Genomic DNA, 12,287 nt, shown 5'->3' with positions numbered 1-12,287 from the left:
CGGAACAGGTGACACACAGTCATGGCAGAGGGCGACGCTCTTTCCACCCACGTCTTCGGCGTGCAGCTCGGCGGCTATCTCGTGGAGTCCATCCAGGAGATCAGCGGCCTGACCGTCGAGGAGGAGGTGGTGGAGGTCCGGCAGGTGACCTCCACCGGCAAGCAGATCATCCGCAAGCAGCCCGGCGCGCGGCAGGCCGGCGAGGTGACGATCACCCGGGGACTCGACAAGAGCAGCGAGTTCACCAAGTGGATCAAGGAGACGCTGAACAACGGCGCCGTCGACACCGCGCGGCAGAACCTCACCATCGAGATCAAGGACTCCAAGGGCGACACCGTCCGCCGCATCCAGCTGATGCAGGGCTGGGCGAGCCGCTGGGAGGGCCCCTCGCTGAAGGCCGGCGAGTCCAGCGCGGCGACCGAGACGGTCACCATCACCTTCGAGGAGATCGTGGTCGAATGAGGCGCAGGACCGTTTCCGGCGGCGGTCTGGAGGAGGTCCTGGACAGCCTCGCCGCCGCCGCGCCGGCGCCGCCCGAGGCCCCGGCCCCCGCCCCCGCGCCGCCCCCGGCCGCCCGTCGGCCCGACGAGTTCGACTTCGAGCTGCCGCGCGGTTACGTGGACGACGAGGGCCGGACCCACCGGACCGGGACCATGCGGCTCGCCACCGCCCGCGACGAGCTGCGTCCGCAGATCGACCTCCGGGTCAAGGAGAACCCCGCGTACCTGAGCGTGGTGCTCCTGAGCCAGGTCATCACCCGCCTCGGCACGATCACCGACGTGCACGCGGGTGTGGTCGAGCGGATGTACGCGACCGACGTGGCGTTCCTCCAGGACTTCTACCGCCGCATCAACAGCGAGGGCCACACCCACGCGGCGGTCACCTGCCCGCTGTGCCAGGGCTCGTTCGAGGTGGACCTGTCGGGTGAGCGCCTGGGGGAATCGTGACGTACGCGCCTTCCCGGCTGCGGGAGGAGATCGCGTACATCGCCTACCACTTCCACTGGCAGCGCGAGGAGATCCTCGACCTCACCCATGGTGAGCGGCAGGAATGGGTGAGGGAGATAGCGCGGATCAACACCCGCGTGAACGAGAGCGGGTGAGGGCGTGGAGTTGAGGGGCTGGTTCCGGAAGCGTCCGGTGGCGGGCGCCCCCGAGGCGGGCCGGGCTCCGGAGCCCGGTGCCGGTCCCGAGGCGGCCTCCTCCGCCGGTCCCGGCGCGGACGGTCCCGGCGCGGACGGTCCCGGCACGGGCTGGGACGGCGGCTGGCGCCGCGTCGCGCCGCCGACGGTGACCGTCGCCCGGTCCTCGATCGGCGTCAGCGACGGCCTGCGCTTCCGGTCCCGCCTGGCGTCCTGGCAGAACGTCGCCTACAGCGACGGCGACCTGGGCCACGCGGTGCTCCCGTCCGCCCCGGTGGGGCGGATCCACGGGGTGACCCGGACGCCGGGCACGCCGCGGAGCGGCCCCTCGGGGACGCCGCTGGTGTTGCGCGCGGTGGACGCGCCGCCGGCGCCTTCCGCGCCGGGCGAGGCGGAGGCCGCCGCCCCGGCGGGCCGGAGCGCGACCGCGCCCAGGCGCGTGGTCCCGGCTGTGCCCGGATCGGCGTCCCGCCCGTCCGGGGACAGCGCGACGCCCGCGCCCCCGCAGGCGACCCCCGCACCGGTACGCGCCCGCCGCACCGCGCCCCCGCTGATCGTCGCGCGCCGCCCGGCGACGACCCCGCGCACCCTGTCCGCCGTGCCCTCCACGGCGGTGCCCGCGCCGGACGCGGGGACGTCGCCGGTACGTCGTGGGCTCGGCGCCCCCTTGGGCGCGCTGCTGCCCGGGGCGGGGCCGTCGGTGGAGCCGCCGGTGCAGCCGCCTTCCGCCGGCGGGCCCGAGCTGCCGGTGGTCCAGCGCCGTGCGGACGCGTCCGCCGTGCCTGCGGTACGCCCTCAGCCGGGCGAGCCCTCGGGCGAACCGCCCTCCGGAGCAGCCCGGCCGGCGCCGTCCGCACCGGAGCCGCCGGTGGTGCAGCGCCGGGCGGACGCACCCGCCACCCCGGGCGGACCCGCCCTGCCGGTGGTCCGGCGCCCGGCTGACGCGTCCGCCGGACCTGCGGTACGTCCGGCCCTCGGCGAGCGCCTGGGCGAACCGCCCTCCGTGGGCGCTGCCCCGGGCACGCCCGCCGACGCCGGGCCGAAGCCGCCCGGGCAGGCCCTGCCGGTGGTCCAGCGCCAGGCGGACGCGCCCGCGTCCACCGGTGCGGCGGGCCTTCCCTCCGTGCGCCCGACCCTCGACGGGCAGCCGCCCATGGCGGAACCGGGCAGCCGTGCCCTGCCGGTGGTGCAGCGGCAGACGAACGCGCCCGGCGCCCCGGAGCACCCCGGGCCCGCTCTGCCGGTGGTGCAGCGCCAGGCGGAAGCGCCCGCGTCCACCGGTCCGGCGGCCGGGCCCTCCGCGCGCCCGGCACCTGCCGGGCCCGCCCTGCCGGTGGTGCAGCGCGAGGCGGACGCGTCCTCGTCGGCAGGTCCGACGGGCGGTCCCTCCGTGCGCCCGACGCCTGCCGGGCCGGAGCTGCCGGTGATGCGGCGCCGGCCGGACGCGTCCGCGTCCACCGGTGCGGCGGGCGGCCCCTCCGTGCGCCCGACACCTGCCGGACCCGCCGTGCCGGTGGTGCAGCGCCAGGCGGACGCGTCCGCGTCGGCCGGTCCGGCCGACGGGCCCTCCGTACGCCCCACCCTGGGCGGACGACCGTCCGCAGCGGCGTCCGCCGAAGAAGCGGTCCCCGCTGCCCGGCCCGTCCTGCCCGTGGTCCAGCGTCAGGCGGACGCGTCCGCGCCGGCCGGTCCCTCCGTACGCCGGACACCGGACGGGCAGCCGCCCACGGCGGCGCCCGGCGCGCCCGCCCTGCCGGTGGTCCAGCGCCAGGCGGAAGCGCCCGCGTCCACCGGTCCGGCGGCCGGGCCCTCCGCGCGCCCGACATCTGCCGGGCCCGCCCTGCCGGTGGTCCAGCGGCAATCGGACGCGCCCGCGTCCACCGGTCCGGCGGCCGGGCCCTCCGCGCGCCCGACACCTGCCGGGCCCGCCGTGCCGGTGGTTCAGCGGCAATCGGACGCGCCCGCGTCCACCGGTCCGGCGGCCGGGCCCTCCGCGCGCCCGACACCTGCCGGGCCCGCCGTGCCGGTGGTGCAGCGCCAGGCGGACGTGTCCGCCGCCTCGGAGCCCTCCGCGCCTGCCGGGCCCGGCCTGCCCGTGGTCCGGCGGCAAGCGGAGGCACCCGGCCCCGCGACCCCCGGGCGCGGCACGCGCCCCACCCTGGGCAAGCCCCTGCGCGAACTCCCCGCGGGCGCGGCCCCCTTCGCCCCGTCCACCCGTGACGCGGGCGGCCCCGCGCTGCCCGTGGTCCAGCGGCAGACGCCCGACAGCGCCGCCACCGCGCACCCGGCCCCCGCCACCCCGCCCACCGGCCCCGGCTCCCGGGCCCGCACCCGGGGCGGTCTCGGCGCACCGCTCTCCGCCCTCCCGCCGACCGCCGGCACCGCGAGCGACGGCCCGCCCCGGGCGCGGCCGGCCGCCCCGCAGCCCGGCCCCGCCGCGCCCCCCGCGATGCCCCCGCGCACCGCGCCCCCCGCGCGAAGCACCCCCGACGCCACCGCCCCCGTCCGCGTCCAGCGCGTCCCCTCCCGCCGGACGCCCCGGCCCGCCCCCGTCCAGCGCGCCCGCGCGCTCCTCGCGGGGCGGACCCTCACCGTGCGAACGGGCGCCGCCGAAGGGTTCACCGCCCGCGAGTCCGCCGCCGCGCCCCGGCCCGTCGTGCCGGCCACCTGGCGCCGCGACACGCCGCGCCCGGAGGCGGCGGCGCAGCCCGTCGTCCAGCGGGTCGCCGCCGACCCCGTCACCCCGCCGCGCCCGCACGCGCCGCTCCCGGCCGCCCGGTCCGCCGCGCAGCGGGAACCCGCGGTCCCGGCCGGCCTCGTACCGGAATCCGCCCCCCGGGCCCCGGTCGTCCGCCCGCACCCGCCCGGTACCCCTCGCCCCGGCGGTTCCGCCGCCCCCGTGCAGCGCCTCGCGATGCCGGTCGTGGCGGAGCCCGGGGCCCCCGCCCAGGGGCCCGAACCGGAGGCGGGCGGCGCCCCCGCCGGCGTACCGCAGCCCCTCGCCGTACGGCCGTCCGCTCCCCGGACCGGCCAGTCACCGCCCACGCGGGCGAACGCGCAGGCGAACACGCAGGCGGTCCAGCGCGCCGTGGCCCAGGCCGGTCTCGCCGGCGTGCCGGTGACCGTCGTCCAGCGGCAGGCCGCCCAGGGCCCGGCGCCCGAACGGCCCGCCGAGCGCGTCCCGTACGTGGACGTCGAAGACCTCGCCCGACGCCTCATCGACCCCGTGGCCCGGCTCCTCCGGGCCGATCTGCGGCGGGGCCGCGAACGTTCCGGACGTCCGTACGACGGCCGCCGCTGACAGGGAAGCGCTGGAGAGGGAAAGCAACGGATGACGGACAACATCTTCGCGACGAGCGTGTTCTTCAAGCTCACCATCGGCGGGAGCGACCTCGGCGCGTTCCACACCTGTTCCGGCCTGGGCGCCGAGGTGGAGATCGAGCAGTACGCCGAGGGCGGCAACAACGGCTACACCTGGCAGCTGCCGGGGCGGATCACCTGGACCAACATCACGCTGACCCGCCCGGTCACCACCGACACGCTCAAGATCGCGCGCTGGCTGAACGAGACGACGCAGCGCGTCGAACGCAAGGACGGCGAGATCGTCGCCCTGCGGCCCAACCTCAGCCGGATCGTCAGCTGGCAGATCCAGGGGATCGTGCCGGTCCGCTGGCAGGGGCCCTCCTTCGACCCGGCCAACTCCCAGGCGGCGATCGAGACACTGGAGATCGCGCACGAGGGGCTGGTGACCTCCTGATGAACCGTCCGGAACACGTCGTGGAAGGAGGGACCCCGTGGCAGCCACTGCCCGCACGAGCCGTGCACGCGCACAACTGACCATCATGGAGCCGCCGTCGGACGTAGGCGCCAAGCCGGGCGGGACCCTCGCCCGGCTGACGCTCCAGTTCAACCCGGCGACGCTGTCCCTCCGCAAGTCCACCGAGTGGCGCCGCACCCCGTCCCGCACGGCGGGCGAGTCCGCGCTGCCCGAGTTCGTGGGCAGCGGTCCCCGCTCGCTGTCGCTCGACGTGTTCCTGGACGCCACCGCCACGCACGACAACTCCGTGGAGCGGGCGGTCGAGCAGCTGATGACGGCCTGCGTGCCGACGCCGAGCAGCCTGGGCCGGAAGAAGCCGTCGAGCCCCTGGGTGCGGTTCGACTGGGGGACCTCGCGGACGACGTCGTTCGACGGGGTGCTGTCCAGCCTCTCGGTGTCGTACACGCTGTTCGACGTTGACGGGAAGCCGCTGCGCGCCACCTGCTCGCTGTCCATCGAGGAGGCGAGCGTCGATCCGGCCGGGCAGAACCCGACGTCCGGCTCGCGGGAGGCGCGGCGCACCCACACGGTCGTCGCCGGGGACAGCCTGCCGCTGCTCGCCTGGCGCGAGTACGGCGATGCCACCGCCTGGCGCACGATCGCGGAGGCCAACGGCATCGACGACCCCATGCACCTGCCCCCGGGCAGCGAACTCCTGGTGCCCGCGCTGGAGGACAGCGCGGCGGAGGAAGGCGTACCGGAGGCGGCCCGATGACCGGCCCCGCCCGCTCCTTCGCCGCCGACCCCATCGTGGAGGCGCCCGCCGAGCTGCCCCAGGCGTGGGCCGCCCAGCTGGTGAGCTGCGCCGTGGACGAGAACATCGGGCTGCCCGACAGCGCCGTGCTGACGTACCGCGACCCGTACCACACGCTGCTCACCGCCACCGGCATCACGATCGGCACCGAGCTGAAGATCTCCGTGGTCACCGTCCAGGAACGGGCGCGCGAGCGGCTGTTCACGGGCGAGGTGACCGCGCTGGAACTGGACAGCGACACGACGGGCTCGTTCACCGTCGTCCGCGCGTTCTCCAAGGCGCACCGGCTGAAGCGCGGCCGCAAGGTCGTCGCGTACCGGAACATGAAGGCCGCCGACATCGTCCGCAAGGTCGCCGCCGGAGCCGGTCTGCCGTGCGGGAAGGTCGAGGCGGCCCCGGTCATGTACAAGCAGCTGACCCAGCCGAACATCTCGGACTGGGACTTCCTCCAGTACCTCGCGGGGGAGTGCGGGGCGCACGTCCGGGTGGACGAGAAGGGCGTGCTCCAGTTCGCGAAGCCGAAGCCCGCCTCCTCGGCGCCGGCCCCGTCCACCTCCGCCGCCAAGCACCCCATGGTCCTGGAGTACGGCCGCAACCTGCTCGCGCTCCGGGCCGTGCTGACCGGCGCGGACGGGGCGGACAGCGTGGAGGTGCGCGGCTGGGACGTGGAGAACAAGGTCCGGCTGGTCGCCCGGGAGCAGTCCATCCGCTCCGACACCGTGACCCCGGGCACCAACCCGTCCTCGGCCGCCGCGCTGTTCGGGAAGAACGCCCGGATGACCGTCGCCGACACCCCGTACCGGACCCAGGCCGAGGCCCGCGCGGTCGCCGGTGCCGTGGCCGGACGGGTCGCCTCCGGCTTCGGCGAGATCGAGGCGGTCGCCGAGGGCAACCCGAAGCTGCGGGCGGGCGAACCGGTCGCCCTCGGAAACGTCGGCCCCGCCTTCGCCGGGCGCTACACCGCGACCGCCGCCCACCACACCCTGGACCCGCAGGACGGCTACCGTACGACCGTCCTGGTCAGCACCGACCCGGACCGCTCGCTGACCGGCCTCACCGGCGGCCAGGGCGCACCCGTGCCCGGCCCCCGCATGCCGGGCCTCGCGATCGGCGTCGTCACCGACATCCGCGAGGGCCGGGGCAGGGAACGCGGCTCGGTGCGGCTGAAGTTCCCCTGGCTGGACGACACGTACGTCACGGACTGGGTCCGTACGGTGCAGTGGGGCGGGCAGGGCGGCGGCGGGGTGTTCAGCCCCGAGGTCAACGACGAGGTGCTGGTCGGCTTCGAACAGGGCCTGATCGACAGCCCGTACGTGCTCGGCGGGCTCTACAACGGCGTCGACAAGCCGTCCCCGCACGACGTCCCGCTCGTGGACCCGACCAGCGGCAAGGTCAACCGCCGCTCCCTGGTGTCGCGTTCGGGCAACCGGATCGAACTGCTCGACACCCCGCGCGGCCCGTCCGGCGTCCGGCTCGCCACCGGTGACGAGCAGCTGGAGGTCGTGCTGGACGAGCGGCGCGGCGAGATCGCGCTCAAGGTGTACGCGCGCGGCACCTCCCGGGTCCTCAGCTCCCTGTCGCTCGGCCGCACCGGGATCACGCTCGACGCGGGCACCGGGAACGTCCATGTGAAGGGCGCGTCGGTGACCGTCAACGGCAAGACCGGCGTCACCGTCGACGGCGGCCTGCTCGCCGTCCTGAAGGCCGCACTCGTCCGCATCAACTGACGCCCCGCCCACCGAGGAGACCAACAGCCATGCCCCAGGCAGCCCGTACGGGCGACCCCACCGTCCACGGTGGCGTCATCGGCACCCCGCCCCCGGGCGCGGTCGCCGTCGCCACCGTGCTGATCGGCGGCAAGCCGGCCGCCGTCACCGGAAGCCTGCACGTGTGCGTCGTGCCCCCGCACGCCCTGCTCGGCCCGGGGAACGTCGTCATGCCGAACCCGGCGGCGGCCGTCGGCGGCGCGGTCCTGATCGGCGGGCTGCCCGCCGCCCGCATGGGCGACACCACCAGCTGCGGCGCGAAGATCGTCATGGGCGCGCCCAACGTCCTGATCGGGGGCCCGATATGAGCGAGCACGGGTTCATCGGGCGCGGCTGGGGCTTCCCGCTGCGCGTCGGCGCCACGGGCGGCATCGGCATGGTCGAGCGCGAGCAGGAGATCGAGGAGTCGATCGGCCTGATCCTCGGCACCGCACCCGGCGAACGCCCCATGCGCCCGGAGTTCGGCTGCGGCATCCACGAGTACGTCTTCGCCCCCGGCGACGGCGCGACCGCCGGGCGGATCGCCCACGAGGTGCGCACCTCCCTGGAACGCTGGGAACCGCGCATCGAGGTCCGGGACGTGGTCGTCGCGTACGACACCGTCGAGGAAGGCACGCTCTACATCGACGTGCATTACACCGTCCGGTCCACCAACGACCTGCGCAACCTGGTCTTCCCCTTCTATACGATCCCCGAGGCGGGAGCCCGCTGATGTCCCTGACCCCGCCCAATCTCGACGACCGCCGCTTCCAGCAGCTCGTGGACGAGGCCAAGCGGTACGTCCAGCAGCGCTCGCCCGAGTGGACCGACCACAACGTGTCGGACCCCGGGGTCACGCTGATCGAGACGTTCGCCTACATGGTCGACCAGCTCCTGTACCGGCTGAACCGGGTGCCGGACCGCAACTACTTCGCCTTCCTGGACCTGCTCGGGGTGCGGCTGTTCCCGCCGACGGCCGCGCGCGCGGACGTCGACTTCTGGCTGTCCGCGCCCCAGCCGGACACCGTGCGCCTCCCGGCCGGCACGGAGGTGGCGAGCGCGCGCGGCGAGACGGAGGAGGCGGTCGTCTTCTCGACCGGCGAGGACCTGGCGATCGTGCCGAGCTCCCTCGTCCGCCTGGTCACGGTCCCGGCGTCCGGGGAGCAGACCGACCGCACCGCGCCGCTCGCCGAGGGCCGGGACATCCCCTGCTTCCAGGCCCGGCCCCAGCCCGGTGACGCCCTCCTGTTCGGGCTGCCCACCGCCGTGCCCCGCTGCATCGTCGCCGTACGCCTGGACAGCCGGGTCGAGGGCGTCGGCGTCGACCCCCGGCAGCCGCCGCTGGCCTGGGAGGCCTGGGACGGTGCCCGCTGGGTGGCGTGCGCGACCGGCGTCGACTCCACCGGCGGGCTCAACAAGCCCGGCGAGATCACGGTGTTCGTACCCGCCGGACACACCGAGTCCGTCACCGCGGGCATCCGCGCGGGCTGGCTGCGCTGCCGGGTCACCGAGGCCGCCCCCGGCCAGCCCTTCTACTCGGAGTCCCCGACGATCCGCGAGGCCGAGGTCTTCACCGTCGGCGGCACGGCGGGCGTCGAGCACGCGGAGACCGTGCACGACGTGCCGCTCGGGACCTCCGAGGGCGTGGCGGGCCAGACGTTCGCCGCGCCCCGGACGCCCGTCCTGCTCGACGGGGAGCCGCCGCTCGTGGAGGTGTCGTCGGCCGACGGCTGGCAGACCTGGACCCCGGTCGAGCACTTCGGCGCCTCCGGACCGGGCGACCGGCACGTGCTGATCGACGCCGTCGCGGGCCGGTTCGCCTTCCCGCCCGAGGTGCGCGAGGCGGACGGCACCATGCGGGCGTACGGGGCGGTGCCCCCGAAGGGCGCCCACATCCGCCTCGCCCGCTACCGCACGGGCGGCGGCGCCGCCGGCAACGTGGCCCGCGGCGCGATCCGCGTCCTGCGCAGCTCCGTCCCGTACGTCGCCGGGATCGACAACCGGGAGGCGGCGGGCGGCGGTGTGGACGGCGAGACCGTCGAGAACGCGAAGCTGCGCGCGCCGCAGATCCTCCGCGTCCAGGAGCGGGCCGTCACCGCCGAGGACCACGAGGCCATCGCCCGCGAGGCCGCGCCCTCGCTGCGCCGGGTCCGGTGCCTGCCCGCCGCCCCCGGCGAGGGCGGTGCGGTCCGGGTCCTGGTCGTGCCCGACGCGGTCCCGGACGAGGGCGGCCGGCTCCGCTTCGAGCAGCTGATCCCGCCGGACTCCGTGCTCGCGGCGGTGGCCGGGCGGCTGGACGAACGGCGGCTCGTCGGCACCCGCCTGGTGGTCGAACCCCCCGCCTACCAGGGCGTCACCGTCGTCGCGGGCCTGGTCGCGGACGAGGGCGACACGGACCGCGTCCGGGCCGCTGCGCTCGACGCGCTCTTCCGCCTCATCGACCCGCTGAGGGGCGGCGCGGACGGCACCGGCTGGCCGTTCGGCAGGCCCGTGCAGTACGGGGAGGTGTTCGCCGCCCTCCAGGCCGTGCCCGGCGTCCGCCTGGTCGACGAGGTCCGCCTGTTCCCCGCCGACCCGCTCACCGGGAGGCGCGGCGGGGCGGTGGACCGCATCGACATCGCCCCGAACGCCCTGGTCTTCTCCCACCAGCACCAGGTCGCGGTCACCGCCGCCGGGCCCGGTGAGCGCCGATGACCCGGGCCGCCGTCCCCGGCCTCCCCAGCCGCTACCCGATCGGCGCGCTGCTGCCCGCCCTGTACGCGGACGACGACCTCGCCCAGCGCTTCACGGCGGGCCTGGACACGGTCCTCGCCCCGGTCCTGTCCACGCTCGACAACCTCCCGGCCTACTTCGACCCGGCCCTGACCCCGGACGACTTCCTGCCCTGGCTCTCCTCCTGGGTCGGCGCGGGCATCGACCCGGCCTGGCCGGAGGACCGCCGCCGCGCCGCCGTCGCCCGCGCCGTCGAGATCCACCGCCGCCGGGGCACCCGCCAGGGCCTGGCGGACCACCTGCGCCTCTGCTTCGGCGTGGAGGCGGACATCCAGGACGGCGGCGGCGTCACGTGGTCGTCCGAGCCGGACTCCGCGCTGCCGCCCGCCCCGACGGGCGAACTGCTGGTCCGGGTCCGGTCGGACCGCCCCCTGGACGAGGCCCGTGTCCTGGCGGTGGTCCGCGCCTCCTGCCCGGCGCACCTGACCTGCCGGGTCGAGATCACAGGGAGCCCCACATGACCCGCCCATGCCCGACCTGCGGCGCCGCGAACGCGGAGGACGAGGACTTCTGCGGAAGCTGCGGTACGTATCTGGGCTGGTCGACGCGGGCCCGGCCCGGGGGGCCGCGCCCGGCCCCGGCGGCACCGGACGCACCCCCGGCGCCGGACCCGGCCCCGGTCGCGCCCCCGGCGCCGGACCCGGCCCCGGTCGTGCCTCCGGCGTCGGACCCGGCCCCGGTCGTGCCTCCGGCGTCGGAACCGGCCCCGGTCGCGCCCCCGGCATCGGACCCGGCCCCCGCGCCGGGCCCGGAGCCGCGTACGGCCCCGGGCCCCGCCGTGCCCCCGGGCCCCGCCGGACCCCCCGCCCCCGCCGTGCCCCCGGGCCCCGCCGGACCCCCCGCCCCCGCCGTGCCCCCTGCACGCGAGCCGGAAGCGGAACCGGAACCGGAACCGGCCCCGGTGCCGGCCCCCGCCCCGGCGCCGCGTGCGACGCGGCGCTCGGCGTGGAGGCGGACGCCGGACCCGGCCCCCGCGCCGGAACCGGAGCGCAGCGCGGCCGCGAGCCCCGCCGTGCCCGAGCCGGACCCGGCCGTTGCGCCGCAACCGGCCCCCGCCCCGCCCCCGGCCGCCCCGCGGCCCCCCGCGCCCGCCCCCGTACAGCCGGGCCGGCCGAGGCCGCCGGAGCCGGAACCGCCGGCGGAGGAGCCCATCGGGGCCGTCCTGCCCGGCGTACCCGTCACCGCCCGCCCCACCGTCAGGACGGCGGCGGCGGACGACGAACCGGACGGCGAGCCCTGCCCGTCCTGCGGCACGAACAACCGCCCGGGCCGCACGTTCTGCCGCAACTGCGCCGAGCCCCTGAAGCCCCGGGCCCAGGCGGCACCGCTGCCCTGGTGGCGGACCAGGTGGCCGTTCAACCGCCGGGTGCGGGCGGGCTCGGGGAGGCTGCTGCGCGGCAGCCTCATCGCCCTGGTCGTCGCGGCCCTCCTGGCCGCGGGCTTCCTGCTGGTCCCGGCCGGGCGCTACGTCGTGGAGGACGTACGCGACAAGCTCGGCGGCACGGGCGAGGTCAGCCCGCTCCACGTCTCCGCGAACGCGTCCGCCCCGGGGCACCCGGCCAAGGCGGCGGTGGACGGGGTGACGAACACGTACTGGGGTGCGCCGAAGACGGGCGACGCGCTGACGGCGGAGTTCGAGGACCCGTTCCGGCTCGTCGGCGTCACGGTCCACACGGGCGTCTCGACGAAGCCGGAGGTCTTCCAGAAGGGCGCCAGGCCCACCCGGGCGGACCTCACCATCACCACGGAGAACGGCAAGATCCACCAGAAGACGATGACGCTGGCCGACAAGCCGGGCGAACAGACCCTGCGCATGGGCATCAGCGACGTCGTATCGGTCCGGTTCACGATCCGCGAGGCGGCCGGCGAGGCCGGGGGCCACCCGATCGCCCTGGGCGAGATCGAGTACTTCAGGCGCACGTAGGACTTCCGGTCCGGGTCACGTCGGGGCCGGGGGAGAACGTGCGCAGCGTGCCCGGGAGGTCGCGACGGGACCTTCCCGGTCGTCGCCGCGCGTCCTCCCGGGCCAACCAACTGTGCCCCGCCGGACCTGGATCC

At 76.6% G+C, this 12,287-nt stretch carries 12 protein-coding genes; all 12 read left to right on the top strand.

Annotation, left to right across the window (positions count from 1 at the left end):
• Positions 1 to 21: 21 nt before the first annotated feature.
• The 12 genes from ACN6LM_RS02465 to ACN6LM_RS02410 all read left to right on the top strand — a co-directional run bounded on the left by ACN6LM_RS02465 (position 22) and on the right by ACN6LM_RS02410 (position 12,153).
• On the top strand, positions 22 to 462 hold the full coding sequence (locus ACN6LM_RS02465; RefSeq protein WP_018101393.1) for a phage tail protein: 441 nt from the start codon (positions 22 to 24) through the stop codon (positions 460 to 462).
• Positions 459 to 947, top strand: coding sequence for a hypothetical protein (locus ACN6LM_RS02460; RefSeq protein ID WP_164404335.1), 489 nt, complete (start codon positions 459 to 461; stop codon positions 945 to 947). Before ACN6LM_RS02465 ends, ACN6LM_RS02460 begins: the two co-directional genes overlap by 4 nt.
• The gene (locus ACN6LM_RS02455; RefSeq protein ID WP_018101391.1) at positions 944 to 1,102 is read left to right on the top strand and encodes a DUF6760 family protein; all 159 of its coding nucleotides are present in this window, start codon (positions 944 to 946) and stop codon (positions 1,100 to 1,102) included. Before ACN6LM_RS02460 ends, ACN6LM_RS02455 begins: the two co-directional genes overlap by 4 nt.
• Before the next feature lie 4 nt (positions 1,103 to 1,106).
• Positions 1,107 to 4,442: a hypothetical protein gene (locus ACN6LM_RS02450; protein WP_445063598.1), complete on the top strand. Its 3,336-nt coding sequence runs from the start codon at positions 1,107 to 1,109 to the stop codon at positions 4,440 to 4,442.
• A gap of 30 nt (positions 4,443 to 4,472) precedes the next feature.
• The gene (locus ACN6LM_RS02445) at positions 4,473 to 4,898 is read left to right on the top strand and encodes a phage tail protein (RefSeq protein WP_445063597.1); all 426 of its coding nucleotides are present in this window, start codon (positions 4,473 to 4,475) and stop codon (positions 4,896 to 4,898) included.
• An 85-nt stretch (positions 4,899 to 4,983) separates the two neighbouring features.
• A complete protein-coding gene (locus ACN6LM_RS02440; RefSeq protein WP_445063655.1) occupies positions 4,984 to 5,673 on the top strand; it encodes a CIS tube protein in 690 nt (229 codons plus the stop codon).
• On the top strand, positions 5,670 to 7,439 hold the full coding sequence (locus tag ACN6LM_RS02435; RefSeq protein ID WP_445063596.1) for a VgrG-related protein: 1,770 nt from the start codon (positions 5,670 to 5,672) through the stop codon (positions 7,437 to 7,439). The genes ACN6LM_RS02440 and ACN6LM_RS02435 overlap by 4 nt, the downstream gene beginning before the upstream one ends.
• Before the next feature lie 29 nt (positions 7,440 to 7,468).
• Positions 7,469 to 7,786, top strand: coding sequence for a PAAR domain-containing protein (locus ACN6LM_RS02430; protein WP_445063595.1), 318 nt, complete (start codon positions 7,469 to 7,471; stop codon positions 7,784 to 7,786).
• Entirely contained in the window at positions 7,783 to 8,190 is a 408-nt protein-coding gene (locus tag ACN6LM_RS02425; RefSeq protein WP_383297800.1) for a GPW/gp25 family protein, read from the top strand. Before ACN6LM_RS02430 ends, ACN6LM_RS02425 begins: the two co-directional genes overlap by 4 nt.
• Positions 8,190 to 10,151, top strand: a complete 1,962-nt coding sequence (locus ACN6LM_RS02420) for a putative baseplate assembly protein (RefSeq protein WP_445063594.1) — start codon at positions 8,190 to 8,192, stop codon at positions 10,149 to 10,151. Before ACN6LM_RS02425 ends, ACN6LM_RS02420 begins: the two co-directional genes overlap by 1 nt.
• Positions 10,148 to 10,690, top strand: coding sequence for a phage tail protein (locus ACN6LM_RS02415; RefSeq protein WP_445063593.1), 543 nt, complete (start codon positions 10,148 to 10,150; stop codon positions 10,688 to 10,690). The genes ACN6LM_RS02420 and ACN6LM_RS02415 overlap by 4 nt, the downstream gene beginning before the upstream one ends.
• A 551-nt stretch (positions 10,691 to 11,241) precedes the next feature.
• The gene (locus ACN6LM_RS02410; RefSeq protein ID WP_445063592.1) at positions 11,242 to 12,153 is read left to right on the top strand and encodes an NADase-type glycan-binding domain-containing protein; all 912 of its coding nucleotides are present in this window, start codon (positions 11,242 to 11,244) and stop codon (positions 12,151 to 12,153) included.
• Positions 12,154 to 12,287: the final 134 nt, after the last annotated feature.

The organism is Streptomyces sp. SAS_281, from assembly GCF_052542855.1.
Note: the sequence above shows the minus strand (reverse complement) of the source record. Positions and strands in the feature narration are given on the sequence as shown.